This window comes from Candidatus Binatia bacterium (assembly GCA_036504975.1).
GTDB lineage: Bacteria > Desulfobacterota > Binatia > UBA9968 > UBA9968 > JAJPJQ01.
The window spans coordinates 1-18,269 of record DASXUF010000048.1; the positions used below are offsets into that span (position 1 = coordinate 1).

At 56.6% G+C, this 18,269-nt stretch carries 20 protein-coding genes; all 20 read right to left on the minus strand.

Annotated elements, in window-relative coordinates; translation table 11 throughout:
• Positions 1 to 156: 156 nt before the first annotated feature.
• Positions 157 to 765 (minus strand): hypothetical protein, encoded by a 609-nt coding sequence (locus VGL70_06060; GenBank protein HEY3303083.1) that lies wholly within the window; start codon positions 763 to 765, stop codon positions 157 to 159.
• 131 nt (positions 766 to 896) lie between these two features.
• On the minus strand, positions 897 to 1,577 hold the full coding sequence (locus tag VGL70_06065) for a Crp/Fnr family transcriptional regulator (GenBank protein ID HEY3303084.1): 681 nt from the start codon (positions 1,575 to 1,577) through the stop codon (positions 897 to 899).
• Positions 1,578 to 2,106: 529 nt separating this feature from the next.
• Positions 2,107 to 2,745 carry an ABC transporter substrate-binding protein gene (locus VGL70_06070; GenBank protein HEY3303085.1) on the minus strand — a complete coding sequence of 213 codons (639 nt, stop codon included), beginning with the start codon at positions 2,743 to 2,745 and terminating at the stop codon, positions 2,107 to 2,109.
• Entirely contained in the window at positions 2,729 to 3,250 is a 522-nt protein-coding gene (locus VGL70_06075; GenBank protein HEY3303086.1) for a hypothetical protein, read from the minus strand. Before VGL70_06075 ends, VGL70_06070 begins: the two co-directional genes overlap by 17 nt.
• Before the next feature lie 141 nt (positions 3,251 to 3,391).
• Positions 3,392 to 4,441, minus strand: coding sequence for a BON domain-containing protein (locus VGL70_06080; GenBank protein ID HEY3303087.1), 1,050 nt, complete (start codon positions 4,439 to 4,441; stop codon positions 3,392 to 3,394).
• 56 nt (positions 4,442 to 4,497) lie between these two features.
• Positions 4,498 to 4,716, minus strand: coding sequence for a hypothetical protein (locus tag VGL70_06085; GenBank protein HEY3303088.1), 219 nt, complete (start codon positions 4,714 to 4,716; stop codon positions 4,498 to 4,500).
• A gap of 15 nt (positions 4,717 to 4,731) precedes the next feature.
• Positions 4,732 to 5,412: a Crp/Fnr family transcriptional regulator gene (locus VGL70_06090; protein ID HEY3303089.1), complete on the minus strand. Its 681-nt coding sequence runs from the start codon at positions 5,410 to 5,412 to the stop codon at positions 4,732 to 4,734.
• A 196-nt stretch (positions 5,413 to 5,608) separates the two neighbouring features.
• Positions 5,609 to 5,845 carry a DUF3185 domain-containing protein gene (locus VGL70_06095; protein HEY3303090.1) on the minus strand — a complete coding sequence of 79 codons (237 nt, stop codon included), beginning with the start codon at positions 5,843 to 5,845 and terminating at the stop codon, positions 5,609 to 5,611.
• A gap of 7 nt (positions 5,846 to 5,852) precedes the next feature.
• The gene (locus VGL70_06100) at positions 5,853 to 6,095 is read right to left on the minus strand and encodes a YtxH domain-containing protein (GenBank protein ID HEY3303091.1); all 243 of its coding nucleotides are present in this window, start codon (positions 6,093 to 6,095) and stop codon (positions 5,853 to 5,855) included.
• Positions 6,096 to 6,206: 111 nt separating this feature from the next.
• A complete protein-coding gene (locus VGL70_06105; protein ID HEY3303092.1) occupies positions 6,207 to 6,422 on the minus strand; it encodes a hypothetical protein in 216 nt (71 codons plus the stop codon).
• Positions 6,423 to 6,638: 216 nt separating this feature from the next.
• Positions 6,639 to 6,791, minus strand: a complete 153-nt coding sequence (locus tag VGL70_06110) for a DUF3309 family protein (protein ID HEY3303093.1) — start codon at positions 6,789 to 6,791, stop codon at positions 6,639 to 6,641.
• A gap of 446 nt (positions 6,792 to 7,237) precedes the next feature.
• On the minus strand, positions 7,238 to 8,110 hold the full coding sequence (locus VGL70_06115) for an OmpA family protein (protein HEY3303094.1): 873 nt from the start codon (positions 8,108 to 8,110) through the stop codon (positions 7,238 to 7,240).
• 205 nt (positions 8,111 to 8,315) lie between these two features.
• Positions 8,316 to 10,586: a radical SAM protein gene (locus VGL70_06120; protein ID HEY3303095.1), complete on the minus strand. Its 2,271-nt coding sequence runs from the start codon at positions 10,584 to 10,586 to the stop codon at positions 8,316 to 8,318.
• 160 nt (positions 10,587 to 10,746) lie between these two features.
• Positions 10,747 to 11,427, minus strand: a complete 681-nt coding sequence (locus VGL70_06125) for a Crp/Fnr family transcriptional regulator (GenBank protein HEY3303096.1) — start codon at positions 11,425 to 11,427, stop codon at positions 10,747 to 10,749.
• A 112-nt stretch (positions 11,428 to 11,539) separates the two neighbouring features.
• A complete protein-coding gene (locus tag VGL70_06130) occupies positions 11,540 to 11,941 on the minus strand; it encodes a hypothetical protein (protein HEY3303097.1) in 402 nt (133 codons plus the stop codon).
• Positions 11,942 to 12,457: 516 nt separating this feature from the next.
• Positions 12,458 to 13,009 (minus strand): hypothetical protein, encoded by a 552-nt coding sequence (locus VGL70_06135; protein HEY3303098.1) that lies wholly within the window; start codon positions 13,007 to 13,009, stop codon positions 12,458 to 12,460.
• A 319-nt stretch (positions 13,010 to 13,328) separates the two neighbouring features.
• Positions 13,329 to 14,483, minus strand: coding sequence for a THUMP domain-containing protein (locus tag VGL70_06140; GenBank protein ID HEY3303099.1), 1,155 nt, complete (start codon positions 14,481 to 14,483; stop codon positions 13,329 to 13,331).
• Between the two features lie 586 nt (positions 14,484 to 15,069).
• Positions 15,070 to 15,975 carry a PAS domain S-box protein gene (locus VGL70_06145; protein HEY3303100.1) on the minus strand — a complete coding sequence of 302 codons (906 nt, stop codon included), beginning with the start codon at positions 15,973 to 15,975 and terminating at the stop codon, positions 15,070 to 15,072.
• A 163-nt stretch (positions 15,976 to 16,138) separates the two neighbouring features.
• Complete coding sequence (locus VGL70_06150; GenBank protein ID HEY3303101.1) at positions 16,139 to 17,080, minus strand: glycosidase; 942 nt, start codon at positions 17,078 to 17,080, stop codon at positions 16,139 to 16,141.
• Positions 17,043 to 18,269 (minus strand): glycosyl transferase family 1 (locus VGL70_06155; protein ID HEY3303102.1); only part of this gene is annotated, 1,227 nt, incomplete at its 5' end. The genes VGL70_06155 and VGL70_06150, both read right to left, overlap by 38 nt.

The following is an 18,269-nucleotide window of genomic DNA, read 5'->3' on the forward strand; positions in this document are numbered from 1 at the left end:
GGTGCCTCCCGGGAAAGTCCCGAAAGACTGCCGACATTGGCATTCCGAATTCAAATCGTTAACACCTTGAAACGTCATGAACACTGTAAAAAACCTAGCGTTTAAACTGAGACTCCTAAAATCTGTCGGACGATACTGACCGCAAAATTAAATTGATCACGCTTCCACGCGCTCTTTTTCGCCGACCTCTTGCTTCGGGTTCCTTACCTCGAGCAGTTCGTCGAAGAGGGCGCGGTAATGCACAACGGCTCTGCGCAGCTCCTCGGTGTCCGCCGTCCCGCGCTGATCGCACAAGGCGATAGCCTGCGCCGATCGGTAATTTGCCACAACGTCGGGGTGATCGACTGAAATGTCGGCCGCGCGGCGCTCAAAATCCCCCATGGGATAACCCCGTTTTTGCATCAACTCACGGACCAGATGTTCGGCCTCGCTGACCGTCCACGCGGGATTATCGACGAATCGATTCTGTAACGAGCCCCACGCTTCACTGAATCTGGCGGCTTCCGACGGCGCCAAGGGGACGATATCGAGCCGCTCCACGCGCTTTTCCCGCGCCTTGAGTTCCGATTCGCCTTTAGTTCGGCTGCCGTATTCGCTCACGGCTCGGTTATATTCCGGACCGAAGCGTTCTTGGAGCTTGTGGGATCGCTTTTGGGACTGCTTTCTTCGTATGTAGAGCCAGGTCCCCAGCGCGACCAATGTTACGGCCACGACAGCCGCGAGCATCAACCACGTTTGAATTTCGATCGCTTCCAGCATTTCCATTTTCTGTACCTCCTTAGTCTTAGTCTGATCGGTCTGAATTCAACTTACGCCAGCCCGGCGGAGATTGCTGTCTAATGTTGAACGCTTTTGAAAATAATTCTCGTGGGGGCCTGCAGGCAGGCGCGCAGCCCTCAGGCGAGCTGAGCTAGATAGTCGGCGAGCGGCACTTCTTTGATAACGAGAAAGTCATCTGCGTTCGTCTCGATCAGCCCGAGGTTGTGAAATCTCTGCATAAATATGCCGATCCGAGGCCCCGTCGTCCCCACCATCTCCGACAACTCTTCGTGCGATATCCTGAGCTCGATGCGAATGCTGTGCGGGTCTCTCTTGCCCTTCGTGCGCGCCAGTTGCAAGAGCGTCTTGCCGAGCCGCTGCTCGCTATCGACCGTCACGAGGTTGGCGATGACCTGATGCTGGTCGGCAACGCGCACCGCCAGGTACTGCACGAAGCCCTCGAACAGCGAGTCGCGGCTCAAACGCGAAAAAAACCTGTTACACGGTATTTGCTTTAAAACCGTTTCTTGCATCGCGACCGCTGTTTCCGCACGCGCGTCCAACCCGGACAGGCACAGCTCGCCGAAAATATCTCCGGCACTGTGAATGGCAAGGAGACACTCCTTGCCTTCGGAGGCCCGCATGAGCAGTTTGATCTGCCCGCTTTCGATGAAATAAACCTTCGCGTCTTGATCGCCACGGGCGTAAACGATAGCGTCTCGGGCAATCTTGACGGCGCGAGAATTTACGGTCGCGCGCTTGAGAGAATCACGCAATCGTCGTTTGAACAGATCCACTCGAGGGTTCAGTTGAATCATGATCGCATTTACCCTTGAGGCTCGAAAAGCTCGCTCTTCACCCTGAGTCTCTGGCCTGATGGGCGGCTCGATCACCAACGCCGATAGCGATTGTCATAACGGTTGTAGTAGTCCCTATCATACCCGCGGTAGTACCCCTGGTGGTCATACCCCGGTAATGTCCTACGTAACACCCACTCGAAGCCAACAGCAGACCGATCATGAATATCCCACCCATGACTATTCCGAATCTTTTCATAAAAGCCTCCCAAACTTGTTTCATACCCGTCAACGCTAAATAACCAATTCCGTTCTGATCTAGACGGTACACCGCCTCGACCGGCATTGCTGTCTAATCTTGAACCCTTTTGAAAAAAATTATCTCGAGGCTGGCGGAGATCCGTGGGCGATCTTTAAAGGCAAAGCCTACAAACTTGATCGATGCTCGGTTCGGGTCATGCTGCTCTTGTTTAGGGCGCAACTCCTCTAGCGAAGTGGCTGCAAGTTGAGGAATTCCGGCCTAAGGGACCGACCGGGAGGGGATTGTCGTTCAATCTTGAACGCTTTTGACAAGAACTTCCGTGAGGCCCGCGAACACGGATGGCCGCTCCGGGCGACCCGCGGTATGCAGTGGACGAGCCTTCTCCGAATCCTGCGCCTGCTTTTCTTTCATGACCCGGACCAGATCCTCGAAAGAAGATCGCACGATGACGCGGTCGAACTGGGAGCGATAGTTGTTGACCAGACTGATGTCTTCGATCACAAGGTCGTAGACTTTCCATTCCCTGTCGACGTTGTGGAGCTTGTAGTTGACGGACAATTCTTCGCGGCTATCGTCCGCGACGATCCTGGTGAATACTTCCGCGTAGCTCGCTTCCTCGACCTCGCGCGTGTAGAGAACGTTTTGACCGGAATAGGATTCGATTCTGTCCGCGTAAAGCCTTCCCAACAGCCCCGTGAAAATCTTTACGAACTGCCGCTGTTCTTCGGATGTGCGGCGTCCCCAGTGAGGCCCCAGCGAGCGCTTCGCCATTTCCGCAAAGTCGAACCTGGGATTGATGACTTGAGCCAGTTGGGTCCGGCGACTCCAGCTTGAAAGGTCGTGCTGGCCATACGCCCGGCGGGTTTTCTCATTATTTCTCCGACCGACTGTCCCAGGTATAACTAGACAATCACACCGTCTTAGCACGCTCCTCTTCAAGTTCCGCCCGCTCTTTTTTGCCGGCGCCTCGCTTCGGTCTCTTGACTGCCAGCAGAGCGTCGAAGAGAGCGCCGTAATGAGCAACGGCTTCGTGCAGATCCGCCGTATTGGCCGTTCCACGCTGATCGCTCAGTGCAATATCCCGGGCGGATCGGTAATTTGCCACCACGTCGGGATGATCGACTGCAATGTCGGCGGCGCGGCGCTCAAAATCATCCATGGGACACCCCCGTTTTTTCATCAATTCACGGGCCAGTAGATCAGCCTCTGCGATCGTCCATCGGGGATTATCGATGAATCGCTTCTGTAACGAGCGCCAGGCTTCACTGAATCGGGCAGTTTCAGACGACGACAAAGGAAGGAATGGGAGCCTGTCCCCGTCCTTTGGAGACTTCCTTTTTCGCATGTAGAACCGGGCCCCGCGTGCAACGGCCACCAGGACCACGCCGGCGGCAATCATCGTCCATGTTCGAGTATCGATCGCTTCTATCATTTAGAACTACGTCTCCTTTGAAGAAGCGAGCGTGTCTCCCTTGACACGTTGGATCTTTCTCTAGCGTGCGCGAGCATTGCGCGTCCTAGTCGTCGGTTCGTTCAATGCGACCTTTATCTGGTCGTGAGGAGCAGAGGCCGCTCAGGCCTTAGCCGTTGCGACGCGGAGATCGTCTTTGATCGCGCGCACGCCCTCGACCGAGCGCGCCAGAACTGCCGCATCCAGGCGCCGCGTCCCGCTGGAAACGGTCCCCTTTAGCCGCACGACCCCGTTCTTTACCTCTACACTGACGTCCTTCAGGTCCGACTTCTCAAAAGCCTTCTTCACTTCGCGCTCGATATCCTCGTCGCGCGCCTTCACCGTCGCCTGCTTGCCCGGTGGAACCACCTGCAGTTCGTTCACAACACTTTTTACTCCGCTCACTTTGCGGGCATCGACCTCCGCAGCGGCCTTTGCATCCTGAGAGGGGACAATTCCAAAGAGCGTTACGACCCCCGCGCGTGTTTCTACATTGATGTCGAGTCCCGGCGTCCGGCTGTCGGCCAACAAACGCATCTTCGTTGCCGAGGTGATCCATGTATCGCTGGCAGCATCGCGAATTCCGGACTCCTTAGCGGACGTTTTCGTCGTGGGCTCACGCCAGATCTCCGCATCGGCGAGCGTGTCGGGACTCTTAATCTCGCTCGCGACCCGCTCTACGCCCGGTACCCAGGCGGCGTCTTCGACGGCGCGCAGGTGAGCGCTTAGGGTCTTCGCGGTGCCGTCGAGCAGCACCACGCCCTTGTTCACGGACTTTACGGAGATGCTGCTGTCCTTGAGAGAAGAATCGGCCTTGATCGCTTTTTCAACCCGCTGCTTAAGGTCGTCGTCGGACAACTGAACCGCCTTCTCGCGCTCTGCGGTAACGACCTGCAGCAGGTTGCGCACTTCCTGCACCCCGTCGGTCTTCTTGGCGATGCTCTCCGCTTTCGTTTTCTCCTCGGCGGAGCGCACTTTGCCGTGCAAGGTGACCTTGCCGAGGATGGTGTCCACGTGGATGGCCGTACCGCGGACGCCCTCCGTGGTCAGGAGAGCCAGCTTGGTCTTCGTTGTGATCCAGGCGTCCGGCGTGGCCGCATGAGCGGGTGCTGCCAGAGCAGCGGCCAGCACTATCGCCAGCACGCTGTATTTTATCCGTGATGTTCCGTTCATGTTTTTCTCCGGCGCCTTTCTGTTGTCTTTCCGATCTCGCCCACCAGCGGATCTTCTCACCGTCGGATGAGACTATTTGCAATCTCACTGAGACTATCCGGATCGAGATCCTGTATTTCGCCTATGTATTCAAAACTCTTCTGTAACTCCGAGCGCGCCGTCTTTTTCCTTCGCCCATAAGCTACGAGCGAACGCGCATCGCTCGACCAGCTGCGCCCCTTGTCCGGGCTGTAGAGCTCCAAGCGCTGACCTTTGATCTCGATTTGCTTGAGCATGGCGTTCTCCAAACTCTAGGCGATCTGGGCCAGATAGTCGGTGAGTTTGTGTTCTTTGATGATGAGAAAGTGCTCTTTGTTCGTCTCGATCAGTCCGAGGTTCCGAAATCTCTGCATAAATAAGCTGACCCGGGGCCGGGTCGTTCCCACCATCTCGGACAGCTCCTCGTGTGTTATCTTCAGCTCGATGCGAATGCTGCGCGGGTCTTTCTTGCCCATCGTGCGGCCGAGCTGCAGCAGCGTCTGCCCCAGCCGCTGCTCGCTGTCGACCGTCACCAGATTGGCGATGACCTGCTGCTGGTCGGCCACGCGCACGGCCATGTAGCGAACGAAGCCCTCGAACAGCGAGTCGCGGCCTAAACGGGCAAAAAATTTGTTGCAAGGGATTTGTTTCAAGGTCGTCGCTTTCATCGCCGTCGCCGTTTCCAGACGCCCGCCCAACCCCGACAGGCACAGCTCGCCGAAAATGTCTCCCGCACCGTGGATCGCCAGGATGCACTCTTTGCCTTCGGTCGAGAGCATGAGAAGTTTAATCTGTCCGCTTTCGACGAAATAGACCATCTCGTCTCGATCGCCGCAAGTATAGACGTTGGCGTGCCGCGCAATCTTGACGGCTCGGGAATTCACGGTCGCGCGCTGCAGCGATTCACCCAGTTGTTTTTTGAACAGGTCCGCTTGAGGAGTCTGTTGAATCACGATCGTGTTTCCTTTTTTCCAGCGCGCGCGAGCGTTGCGCGTCCGCTGCCGGTTCGTTCAAGTCGCAGAGGCATATCCCGCCCGATCAGATTCGTCCCCGCATGACCTGCACCGCCACCCAAGCCGCGATAATCGCAATGACCAGAGTCAAAACTAAATTCGCCATGACGACCGCTTTCTGTCCGGGTAATTATCGTCAACTCATCCAGGACTTCTTGGTTCCAGCCACGACCATCACGATGCCGCCTGCAAGCACACAGGCCCCCAAGATAGGCGGGAGCGCGATGGTCTTCTTGGTCTCAACGTTGGCTTGGATGGGACCGAGATCGACGACGTTCTCACGCGTTGTATAGGTAATGCCCTGGTAGGCAAAAAGCGCCACTCCGAGGATGATGAGAACGATCCCAAAAAGTATTGTCGGTTTGATACGCATAAGCATCTTATCCCCCCAAGTGCTTTCGCTTCTCTTCCTGGTAGGCCTGCTTTTCGGCTTCCGTGTCGGTCTTGACCGAGCCGCGCTTCTGGCCGCCCATAAATTCCTTGCCCTTTTTCACCAGCCCTTCGGCGTTATCGCGCAGCTTTCCGGTCTTCCGATTCAGATAATCGAGGCCCTTGTCGCTTCGCTCGCGAAGATATTTCCGTGTGTCTTTGCCCGAGCGGAGCACAAACAACAGTCCGGCCATAGCCCCTACGCCCATAGCGATTAGGAAGTAAGGGAATTTGAGTCCACCATTCGATTTCATTTTTTTGCTTTTCCTTTCATTTTCGCTTACGAGGGGATGGAGTTCTCTTCCCTAATAGATGATCGATCCCTTCTCGATCTGTTTCTTACGGTCTTCGTATTCTTCACGGGATATTTTTTTGTTTTTATAATCCTCCTCGAGCTTGTTCATCTGCTTGTAGGCGTTGTATTCGTAGCCAGCTCCCGTCGCTCCGGCTCCCACCGCCGCTCCTCCCAAAAACATGCAACCCGCTTGACCGAGGCTGGCCATGAGCAGCAACACCACCATCAATTTTTCATCGCAACCTCCTTTGGGTTGGACTTGTTAGAGGGCTCGGTCAGGCTTACTGGAAAAATTTCTAGCAACCTCAGGAGTAAAACACTGTGCCTTTTTTAATCCAAGCTTTTTCATGCCCGTAATACAAACAATCCGCTCCCCACGGCGCCCGTTGTCTCTCTGGATACTTGCGCAAGAGGCCCGGGGCTAGGCCCGCTCGTTGCCCTGTTAGAGTCGGCCGGCCAAGAGCAGAACGATCAGAACAATCAGCGCCACTCCAAGGAAGCCCGACGGAGCATAGCCATACGAGTGATAGCCCCAGCGGGGGAGACCTCCAAACAGGAGCAGAACCAGGATAATCACCAAGAGTAGTCCCATAATCAGTCACCTCCTTTGGATTAAACTTACGCCGCCTCGCACGGGGTTGCTGTCTAATAGTGGACGGCTTTGAAAAGAATTACCGTGCGGCCCCTCTGGGCATGCGCATGCCGCCCTAGGCCATCTTAAACGTAATCAATGCAGGTACTTATTTCCGGCAAAGTGCCGGTCAATGGACTTATTTCGCGGGAATGCCTCTCTCAGAATTTCAACAAAAGCCTGACGGGTGAGATTATAGGCGTCTTGGGGGCTACTGGAGTATTCGAAGGCCAAGTCGCTGGCGTTCGCTAGAAGCTCCTTCAAGTTATGACCGCTCATCTCGTCATTATGATTTATCTTCATGCCGCTTGTCCCTTCACGCATTTCGCCGGAGAATCCCCTCCGCGTGTCGGACGCGAAGGAGACTCTCCGACAAAGAACACCCAGGCAACGGGATAGATCTTGCCCGTCTACCTGCTGGCGCTCGCGCTGTCGGTGCCGATCAGCACTTCGACTCGCCGGTCGCTCTGCCAGCACACTTCAGTGGATTGGTTGCACTGGAGCCGCTGCTCGCCGAAGGCGCCCGTCTGGATCCTGTCACCCGCCACTCCGGCTTTAGCCAGCGCGTCACGAATGGAGCCGACACGACGCTCGCTCAGGCCTTGGTTGTACTGGTCCGTGCCGCGCGGATCCGCGTGACCGTCGATTCCGACCTTGGCGGACGAATTCTGCCGCATATAGGCCGCGATCTCGGTGACCTTGCTCATCTCGTTCGACCGAATATCCGACTTATCTGTATCGAACAGGAAGTTCTTGAACGAGGCCCACTGCTGCTGCATCGCACCGGCCTTGCCTTGCGCGCCTACCGGTCCGGCTGGACCTTGCGCGCCTGCGGGGCCGACTGCGCCATCCCGGCCGGCTGGACCTTGGGCGCCCGCCAATCCAAAGGGACCGCCGAAGGGAACCACATTTCCGAACTGATCGACGCGAACATTGCGCCGATCACCCGCTGGAGTTGTCAGGTCGATCGAATACTCCACGGAATGGAGGATTTGATAGGCTCCGGCGCTGGTGACCTGGTAGCACGTAGTTTCATAGCCTCCGCCGTAACCTGCGGGCCTCACGACTTTGTAGCCCGGCAGGTTTTTGTTGCCATACGCCTGGGCTAAATCTCTCGCCTGGTCCTCGGTTATTTTCTCGGCCATAACCTTGGGCTGGGGACACTCCGTGCTATGATCGCCCCATCCACCCCACCAGCCTCTCGACCCTTCCTGCTGAGCCGTCGCCGCGCCGGGCAGCGCCAGCAATCCCGCTGCCGCAAACGCTATCATTGATCTTCTCATCGCAAACCTCCTGGGTTGAACTGATTAGAGGGTTTAAGTCAGGCTTACCGGAAGAATTTCAAGCAACCTCGGAAACAACCCTATGCCTCAAAGTCTTAAACTGTTTTGAGGATAAACCGGCCGGGGCGAGATTGCTGTCTAATCTTGAACCCTTCCGAAAAGAATTATCTCCAAGCTTTTTCGCTCGGATGGGGCACGGTGAGGCTTATTCGCGGGATGCCGCCTTGGAGTTCTTAAATGTGACGGCAAAAGACGCGGTCAGCGACAAATCTTCAATGAAAGCGGCGGTCACTTTCCAGGGACGGATGTTCCAGAACCTCATCTCTCGTAGCTGTCGCGCAGTGTCGGCCCAAAACCTCTGGAGGTCCTGACGGGAACAGATGGCCCGATTGCTCAAGGCATCGAACTTGACATGAGCGAGATGAAATCTTGGCGGGAGACTCTGTCTCAGGCGAGAGTAGGCCTCTTGCCACTCCTGTATCCTGCTTCCGGGCCGGATACTCGCGTGGAGCTGAGACATGTTATCAAGCGACCGGCGCGTGGCTTCTCCTTCCCGGCTCAGATGAGTGCGCAATTCCTCGATTCTATCTTGCAGTCCGTCCCATCGCTTCAGAAACATGCTCAGATCTTTGCGGCTGCACAGTATCTTCGAAGATAGCTCTTCAAAGGGATCCAGCAGGGCCTTGGCCTTTGCCGGGAGCGTCGCCTTGGCGGTGTTGTAGACTTTTTGCCATTCTCCGATCTTGAGGACTTGCCAAATCTCTCCCTGAATCCGCTGAACCTCCTCGAGCCAGTATTCTTCTCGTTCGCTCTTCTTCCGCGTCTGGAGCCAAACTTCTTCCATCTCCTTCAAGAATTTGACCCACGCGATAAAGAGCCGGGCGACGTCTCCGGTCCGCTTCCAGAGATGCACCGGCAAGGAATCGATCGCGTAACCGGGCCGGCGCGAGAGCCGGCTCTTCAAACGGAAGAATCCTGCGATCATCGGATGCTCCTTTTCGATGACCGCGGCGTTTTTGTACCAGAAAAAGATCGACATGAGGTTCCAGTAATTCCTCGGGCTATGGTTCCAGCGCGACAGGATGCGGATCATATTTTCCTTGCTGTAGAAAGTTTTCCATGCCCCTTCGTAGGCTGCGGTCCATTCGTGCGCCCACATGCGCGGATGCTTGATGGTGGCATGAAAGGAATCGCGCTTGTTGAGATCGGCATCCATCCATTCGCCGCGCTTTTTCATCTCGCGGTGGTCGTGGGAACCGGGCAGGGGCGTCAGCATGAAGAACGATGCCTGATCCGGCTGGATGACCTCCATGAGATAGCGAATATCGCGCGGGACCTGCTCTTTGGTGTCGAAGGGCAAGCCGATGATGTATCCCGCGTGGACGGCAACGCCCGCGTCGTGCCATTCTTTGATGATGCTCCGGTACTCCTCGACGTGGTTTTGGCCCTTTCCTTCAGCCTTGAGATTTTCGGGATTGACGCTCTCCATCCCGATAAAGACCTGGGTGCAACCCGCCTCGGCGGCGAGCCGGACGAAGTCTTCAGGCTTGCGGGCGAGATCGACTTGCATCATAAACGCGATCTTGATGCCTTCTTTTCTGAGCTTGATGATCTCTTCGAAAGTCTCGCGCCAGAGTTTTTTGCGGGCGAAATTATCGTCGGTGAAGAAGTAGAAGGAGATTCCGTTTTCAAGATGGTTTCGGCGGATCATTGCGCCGAGAATCTCGGGGTTCCGCTCGCGCATTTTGCGCCCTTGGACGTTGATGATCGTGCAGAAGGAGCACGCAAAAGGACAGCCGCGCGAGGTGTCGGCGGTGCCGAAATCCGGCCGGGCGAAATGGCGCATCGTCTTGTGGCTTACGCGCGGCAGAGGGGCCTTCTCGATATCGACCAGGTTCTGCAGGTCCTGGGCAAAGGAATAGATCGGCTTCAATCGGCCGCCCAGGACATCGGCCAGAATATCGGCCCAGTTCTCTTCCACCTCGCCCGAGACGATCGAGATGGATTCCCGCACGAGCTCCTGAATATCGGGTTCCTGCTCTCCGAGCATGTTGATGGTTCCGCTCGTGTGGAATCCGCCGATTATGACGTCGATGCCCGCGGCGCGGAACTTTCTTGCCAGGTCTACGGCCCTGGGAAACTGGTTGGTTTGAACGCCCACCAGGCAAACCAAGAGCTTCGTGCCGCGACGCCTACTCCAGCGAATGATCTTCCGAACGGGCACTTTTTCGGCCGTTTCATCGAAGGTCTCGACTTTTATTTTAAGATCCCCAAACAGCCTGCGCTCGCCGACGTCTTCCGTTAGGCCATGCAGCACGTTGAGCGTGTTGCTGGGGAGGACTCCCTTCCAAAAGCGGATGATGTATCCTTCGTCGTCGTACTTGGAGGGTTTGATCAAGACGATCCGGAATTGCTTGATCCGCCGGTGTGATCTCGGCAAGTCGATGGCTTCGCGATTTGTAGGGTTTGACTGCATAAAAATATTCCGCATCTTACAGTACACCGGGGCGGCAAGAACCGCTGTCCAATATTAGACAGCTTGAAAAGAACAATATCCGGGGCGACGGCTCGATTGCCGTCCACGCTTGGACGCGTTTGAAAGGAATTATCGCAAGGCCGTCGCGGATGCGCCCGCTTTAGGCGATCTGAGCGAGATACTTGGTGAGTTTATTTTCCTTGATGATGAGAAAGTGCTCTTTATTCGTCTCGATCAAGCCCAGGTTGCGGAACCTCTGCATGAACATGCTGATTCGGGGCCGCGTGGTTCCCACCATCTCCGACAATTCTTCATGCGATATCTTGAGCTCGATGCGAATGCTGCGGGGATCTTTCTTGCCCACCGTGCGGCCGAGCTGCAGCAGCGTCTGGCCCAGTCTCTGCTCGCTGTCGACCGTCACCAGATTGGCGATGACCTGCTGCTGGTCCGCGACGCGCACCGCCAGGTAGCGAATAAAGCCCTCGAAGAGCGAGTCGCGGCCTAAACGCGCAAAAAATTGGTCGCGCGCTACTCGTTTTAAGGTCGTCGCTTTCATCGCGGTCGCCGTTTCGAGACGCCCGCCCAATCCCGACAGACACAGCTCGCCGAAGATGTCTCCCACGCTGTGAATAGCAAGAATGCATTCCTTGCCTTCAGATGAGTCCATGAGCAGTTTGACCTGCCCGCTTTCGATATAATAAACCATCTCGTCTTGATCGCCGCACGTGTAGACGTTTTCGTGTCGCGCAATCTTGACGGCGCGGGAATTCTGGGTCTCGCGCTGGAGCGACTCACCCAATTGTTTTTTGAACAGATCTGATTGAGGTGTCTCTTGAATCATTATCGGCCCTCCCGCGCGAAACCGACCATGAAACAATGATGTGACTTTAGGGAAGCTTGGTCGATCCTTTTAACGCGGGGAAAATATCGCCGTGGATCTACTGCTAAACACTCTATATCTTTCCCGCCACTGTGTCCAGGGAAGTTTGCCGCCTGTGCTTGAGCTTCTTTCGAATAAACTCGGGCTCTAGACCGAGCACCGTACAGACGGAAATGAAGGAAAAGAGATCCCGCGAGTCATTGCTGAGAAACCATTTCTCAGCATCACGCGCCGCCTGGCGCTGGATAGGCCGCATCCGGACCTCAAACTGTTTCTGAAAGCAAAAGAAAGCGTCTTCGAGCACGGCGTACAGCAACGCCGTCTCCGGGCCCACTCTGGCGAGGTTGATCTCGAAGTTAAAAAGGTATTCTGGAAGCGCTCCAATATGAGCAGGCTGGTCATACGAATAGACCCAGCCGGCGGACACGGATTGCGCCGGGCGGCTCTGGTAAGCGGCAATTTGCGTGCTGTGCATTTTATCGTCCTCTTGCGTTCGCGGCCCACGGAGTGGAAATGCGGGCCGCCCCCGTGCGCCTGAATCTAAGTCTGTCTTACTTTTTCGTCTTTAGAAAAACACCGGCCGAGGAAGGCGCCCACCGGCCCACGCGCCGCTCTTCTTAATATTCCCTCCAATTTGCCTTTCTCCAGCCAGAGACCTTCACAGCTCTCGCAGCGGTCCAAAACAAATTCCATAAACCTGTAGCTGCCCAGCCTTCCCGCACACCTGGGACAGGTCCGCGCGCGTTCTTTCCGCTCAGTCGCTTCAACCTTCCGTGCCTGCGCCTTCATCTCTTCAAAAAGTTCACGATCTTTCGCGGCAAAATATAAATCCTCCTGGGCTCGCTCCGAGAACTGCTCTTCCCCGAAGCGATTCTTTTCGGTTGCCATGGCTTTCCTCTCCATCAAGGAAGGGCAAAATCTTACACGCCGATTTCAAGGACAGTATTGTCGGATGAACCTGTCAGCTCGATCTGCTTATAGACGTGTTCGCTCACAGAACCTCCCCGTAATCTTCTATTTGAGGCCAATCTCTTGCCGTGCTTCCGGTTCCTTTATTCCCTTTTCGCGCTTCGAGGATCCTAGCTATTTTTTCTTCCGTCGCGCTCTTTGTCTCTCCCAACACTTCGGAAATCTCGCAAACCAACAGCTTCTTCGCCCTCTCCAGCGTCTGCCGGTCGCTGGGCTGTAACCTCTTGGTCTCCCTCAACTCACTCATCGACCCGACGATATTCGCCAAATCAAACGCCGATCCGGAGCTAAACAGTCTTAAGTTCTCCTTGGTGCGTTGGTTCCACCTTTCGGCCGATCGGGTTGCCTTCTTTAAATGGGCGAGCAGCTTCGGGATCTCGGACCTCTCCAGTAGCCGCCGGATACCTCCGGCGTGCGGTTTATCTACCGGGACGAGGAATTCGCCGCCGCTATCCAAGACAATCCAATGATGGAACTTCGTCAGCTTGCCGCCGACGACTCTCTTGACGACAGGGCCAATCAGACAGGGCCCCTGACTCGGATAACTAACCTTGTCCCCAACGTTTAGTCTCAAACGAACCTCCCTCTTCGTAAAACGGCAACCGATCGCCGTTCCTTCAGCCGCCGTACGGCGGTGGTTGCCTGTTTAGTAACTTGCCAACACTAAGACCGATATTAACCGGTTGACAGCAAATTCTCCGCGTCCCGATAGCATACCTCGCTGGGGAGAATTTGCTGTCTAATAGTGAACGCATTTGAAATGATCGTTTGCGGGGGCCGCCCACGTGAAAGGCGCTTCAGGCAACTTACTAAAAGGTATGAAAAGACAGTGGATTTTGGCTGCTAACGTATGCTGAGGGGAAGCGATTCGTTATACCGGCGGACCAAGGAGATCACGCGCCAGGCTTTTTTTGCCTCATTCCACCTTCGACCATCTTGTACTCAAACAGCCGGCATTCGAGGGCACCGTTGAAAAGCGGCGTGCGCTTCGATGCGGCGAGCCGGATCAGCTTCGGCAGGCGCATGTCGGCGCTGAGAATGCAGGCGCGCCAGCCGCTGAAGTTTTTCTTCAGCGCGTCTCCCAGCTTGGGATAGAACTCCGCCAACTCCTGCTGCTCGCCCAGGCGCACGCCGTAAGGCGGGTTGGTCACAATGATGCCTTCCTTTGCCGGCGCGGAGATTTCCAGAACGTTCGCCTGCGTGAGGCTCACCGCTCGCTCCAAACCGGCAGCCGCCAGGTTGGTCCGCGCCGATGTTAGCGCCGCGCCGGAGAGATCGCTGCCGTAAATAGGAAGCGGGACTCTGGGTTTTTGCCGGGCCGCGCTTTGCTGCAACAGCCCCTGCCAGCAGCGCTTATCGAAATTTTTCAGTTTCTCGAAAGCGAAACGACGTCCCGATCCCGGCGCGATGTCGAGGGCCATCTGCGCCGCTTCCAGTAAAAACGTGCCGCTGCCGCACATGGGATCGAGCAGAGGAACGCCGGGGAGCCATCCCGCCAGGCGCAGAATCCCGGCCGCGAGATTTTCCCTGAGCGGCGCCTCTCCCTGAGCGATGCGCCGCCCGCGCTTGAACAGCGGATCGCCCGTGGTGTCGAGATAAAGGGTAAAGTCGCGGTCCGTCAGATGTCCCTGGATGGGGACATCGGGCTGCCGTGTATCCACGCTGGGACGCCGACCCGAGAGCCGGCGAAACTTATCGCACACCGCGTCCTTGATCTTGAGCGTGGCGAAATTGAGACTCGTAAGAGGACTTTTGATCGCCGAGACGTCGACGCGAATCGTGTGCTCCGGACCGAACCAGTTGTTCCACGGCAGATCGTAGACAACGCCGTAAATATCGTCCTCGCTGCGGTAGCGATCCTTTGCCACCTGCCATAGGATGCGGCTCGCGATCCGGCTTTCCAGATTGGCACGGTAACAGAGGGGAAAGTCGCCGCTGAATTCGACTCCACCCCCTACGGCGTGAGTGTTTTCCGCTTTAAGTTGTTGCAGCTCTTCCGCCAGGAGCTGTTCCAGACCGCGCGGACAAGTGGCAAAAAACTTCTCCACAGAGGATGGTGATATAATATGCTCGGGCTGCAAACAATTGGCATGAGCCCGCCTCATGCCCGATCGGGTTGTTTAGAAGGGATCGTTTGAAGGGATCGATAGACGCGCAAGATCTCAGTTCGTATCAACCCATTCCCGCGCTCTGCGCAATGCATATTCGTCGGCATCGCTTTCAGTCGAGAAAGCTTGATTGAATTGGTATTGGTGTGAGGGAAAATCCCCTGGCTTTCTTGCGGTTTCAGGAAGCGTCACGGTGTACTGCGGGATCCAGCTCCCGTTTTTCTCCCGCTGAAATGATTCGGTGCAAATGCTACAGTTTTTGTATGAAATGCTATTTTTCACGTTTACATCCGCGTTGAAGTTTCTGAGCTGCCGGACCAACCAAACATTGGCCGAGCTTCTTCACGCTGAAGGTTAAGACGACGACTCTGTGCTTACGAGACCCGCTAATGTTGCCAGTAACTCGGGCAGGTACACCGGCTTGGGCACGAACATATCAAACCCTGCCGTAAGCACGCGCGCGCGATCCTCGACTCTGGCGTAAGCGGTAAGCGCCACCGCCGGAAGTCGTCCGCCGCGCGCTTTCTCAAGCTCCCAGGACCAGGAGCGGGATTTCCACTGTGAAGGACGCACCCCGCCCTTCTCCCCGGCTTTCCGCATCCGCGAGACGGAGAGACTCAATCGTAGCATTGATGATCTCCGCGAGTCCGATCGGGCTGACATCAAGATGGAACTTGCCGTTAATGATGCGTGAGAGGTCAAGGAGATCCTCGATGAGCTGCGCCAGCGCCGTCGCGTTACGGTCGACGATTTTCAGAGCGCGAGTAGAAGACTGCTCATCAAGCTTTTCGGTGCGCAGCATGGCGGAAAAGCCAAGTATCGCGGTGAGGGGCGTGCGGAGTTCATGAGAAACCATTGAAAGAAATTCATCCTTGAGGTTATTGGCCGCTTCCGCTTCGGCGCGCGCCGCGTGCTCCCGAACCATGAGTTGCTTAAGTTCTTCCTCCGCTTGCTTGCGTTCGGTGATGTCGCGAACGTTACATTGAATGACTTGATGGCCCCCTTCATCATAGACGTTGCTGACAAACTCCACTTCCCAGCGCTTCCCATCTTTGGTTTCGAGCGGCAAGTCTTCGTAACGAATATAGCCCTTCTGCTTCAATTCTCGAAAAGCGTCCCGGCTGGCCTTCGCGTCCTTGAGCAAGCCGATCTCCCAGAGTTCCTTGCCGAGGAATTGGCTGCGCGAGTAGCCCAACAACTGCACCATAAATGGATTTACGTCCGTGATCTTTCGCGTGGCGACATCAAGGATAAGGATGCCGTCCCGTGCTGTTTCAAACAGCCGCCGGTAGCGAATTTCGGAAATCCGCAGCTTCTCTTGCGACCGGTTTGTTTTGACCTTATGGACAAGAGCCTTCGTTCTGATAGGGTTGCGGCTTGACGACATGAAATGACGCTCAGGCCCGGCATGTGTTCGCGGTGTTTTAATCATACCTTCACCGACCTTCAAAAAACTCGGTTCGTCGGCTCTCTTCGCTGGTAGAAGAGTTGCCAAGGAGTCGGATCTGAAGCTCGCCGCTAAGAGTCTTCCGAATTTAATGATAGGCTAACTCGGAAGGGGCGTCTGTCCACTATTGGACCAAACCGGAGGCTCTTTATGCGTGTTGCTCGAGCCACTCGAGCATGGCGCGAATACTGCCGGTGGCCAGGGCAATGCTCGTATCCGCCGCGCCATAATACAGATGGATGGTGTCGCCATCGGAAGCAACGGTCGCGCCGCAAGGAAAGACAACGTCGTCCACGTCCCCGCTCCGCTCGTAGGGTTCTTGCGGGCCAAAGACCCACTCGTCGCTGCGTTTCAGGCAATGCTCGGGTTGGTGCAAATCAAACAGAGCCAATCCCAGCCGGTAAATGCAGCCTGATGGCGTCTGCCGGACCCCATGATAAATCACGAGCCAGCCCTGCGGCGTTTCGATCGGCGGCGGTGAGAGACCGATCTTGTTCGCGTCCCACCATCCGCCGCGCCGGGCTTCGAGCATCAGCTTGTGGCTGCCCCAGTGGCGCAGGTCGGGTGAATAGGACGTCCACATATGCGCGCCGGGAGCGCTGACAGGGCGATGGATCAAAGCCCATTGGCCGCCGATACGATGGGAAAACAGAGCCGCATCTTTATCTTCCGGCGCCATGATCATCCCATAGCGCTCGAAGCGGTAGAAATCTTTCGTGAGCGCCAGGGCCACGCCCGGACCGACGCGCGAGTAGGCGGTGTAGACAACTGCGTACTTGCTCAATTCGGGGAGGTAGGTGATGCGCGGATCTTCGATGCCCCACAACTCCTCCGGGAAATGCTCCGGGTCGGCCGGCAGCGTGGGTTGCGAGTCGATCTCCCAGTTATCCACGCCGTTGGCGGAGCGCGCGGCACAAAGATGCGAGTGGCCGCGCCGGTCTTCGACCCGGCACAACAGAAGCGTGGTGCCATCCGGCAGCAGCGTGGCGCCCGGGTTGAACACGCTGTTGGCCGGATAGGGCCAATCGGCGACGCTCAAGATGGGATTCTGCTTATGACGCCAAAAGAGTCTGGGATGCTGATTGCTCATTGAGTTGTGGCCTCACCGTTTGAAGAATATTTTCGACCAGGCGCAGCTCCAGCAGGGACTGGAGAAAAGCGAGCGTAGACTCCGCGCCCTGATTCTCGTTCGGGCGGTCGGGATGCAGCCCGTCTCGGCAGCCTCCCGTCGTCGGATCGTAGATGGGAAGGTTCAGATCGTTGCGCCCGAGGAACCAGTCGAACGCGCGCCGGGCTTCCTTGCGCCAGCGTTTGTCTCCCGTGATCCGGTCTGCTTCGAGGCAGGCGGATATCATGGCTTGGGCCTCCACCGGCTGTTGATCGAAGCGGGCGCGCGCACCGCCCTGCTTATAAAAACCGTTGGATCCGATCGGGACAAAATGACCTCCGGTTGCCTCGGCGCGCTGCAACTCGCCCAGCCAACTGAGCGACTCCAGTCCGGCCTGGATCATTGCTTTATTCGGCATCGATTGGCCGCACATCAGCAAGGCATGCGGCAGCGCGGCGTTACAGTAGGTCAACACATCTTCGTACCAGCGCCATTCGTCCGAGCGGTGGCTTTGATACAACGCCAGCAACCGCCCGGCCAAGTCCTCGCGGACATGGCTTGCCATGCGGTCTCCGCCAAACCGCCGGAGATATTCGTGAATGCCGATGAGCGCGAAGGCCCAGGCGCGCGGGCTGGTCGTGGTGACGATGGCGGGCAGGGCCTTTTCAAATAACCAGCCGGCCATGCTGTGCAGGGCCGGCGTGTTAGAGCGGCCCAACACGGTGCCCAAGGCGCACAGCGTGCGGCCGTGGCAATCCTCCGAGCCGCTATCTTCCAGCCAGCGGCGCTGGTAATCCATAAAGTTGCGAAAGCGTCCGGTCTCGGCATTGAAGGCATACCAGACGAACGCGAGATAACGGGAGGCCAGCTCCAACGCCTCTCCGCTGCCCAATTCTTCCAGCAAAGTGCTCACCATCAGCGCGCGGGCGTTGTCGTCGGTGCTGTAGCCCTGGTGATAGTTGGGCACGGTGAAGATGGCGTGCTGCAGCATGCCGGTCTCGTCCGCCATGTGGCGCAAGTGATCGAGTTTCAGCGGGGGGAGTTCGGCCGGACGTTTGTCCAGCGCCTTGACCGTGAAGCCGGGGGGAGTGAAATGTCGGCATTCGGATCGGGCGCGCTCAAAACTCTGCATGTAGCGCCGCGCCACTCGCGGCCATGTCATGTCGCGCCC

Bases quoted from the DNA above. Each gene is read 5' to 3' on its own strand.
- VGL70_06060 (HEY3303083.1), bottom strand. From the start codon at position 765: ATGGAAATGCTGGAAGCGATCGAAATTCAAACGTGGTTGATGCTCGCG.
- VGL70_06065 (HEY3303084.1), bottom strand. From the start codon at position 1,577: ATGATTCAACTGAACCCTCGAGTGGATCTGTTCAAACGACGATTGCGT.
- VGL70_06075 (HEY3303086.1), bottom strand. From the start codon at position 3,250: ATGATAGAAGCGATCGATACTCGAACATGGACGATGATTGCCGCCGGC.
- VGL70_06080 (HEY3303087.1), bottom strand. From the start codon at position 4,441: ATGAACGGAACATCACGGATAAAATACAGCGTGCTGGCGATAGTGCTG.
- VGL70_06085 (HEY3303088.1), bottom strand. From the start codon at position 4,716: ATGCTCAAGCAAATCGAGATCAAAGGTCAGCGCTTGGAGCTCTACAGC.
- VGL70_06095 (HEY3303090.1), bottom strand. From the start codon at position 5,845: ATGCGTATCAAACCGACAATACTTTTTGGGATCGTTCTCATCATCCTC.
- VGL70_06100 (HEY3303091.1), bottom strand. From the start codon at position 6,095: ATGGCCGGACTGTTGTTTGTGCTCCGCTCGGGCAAAGACACACGGAAA.
- VGL70_06105 (HEY3303092.1), bottom strand. From the start codon at position 6,422: ATGGTGGTGTTGCTGCTCATGGCCAGCCTCGGTCAAGCGGGTTGCATG.
- VGL70_06115 (HEY3303094.1), bottom strand. From the start codon at position 8,110: ATGAGAAGATCAATGATAGCGTTTGCGGCAGCGGGATTGCTGGCGCTG.
- VGL70_06120 (HEY3303095.1), bottom strand. From the start codon at position 10,586: ATGCAGTCAAACCCTACAAATCGCGAAGCCATCGACTTGCCGAGATCA.
- VGL70_06125 (HEY3303096.1), bottom strand. From the start codon at position 11,427: ATGATTCAAGAGACACCTCAATCAGATCTGTTCAAAAAACAATTGGGT.
- VGL70_06130 (HEY3303097.1), bottom strand. From the start codon at position 11,941: ATGCACAGCACGCAAATTGCCGCTTACCAGAGCCGCCCGGCGCAATCC.
- VGL70_06145 (HEY3303100.1), bottom strand. From the start codon at position 15,975: ATGATTAAAACACCGCGAACACATGCCGGGCCTGAGCGTCATTTCATG.
- VGL70_06150 (HEY3303101.1), bottom strand. From the start codon at position 17,080: ATGAGCAATCAGCATCCCAGACTCTTTTGGCGTCATAAGCAGAATCCC.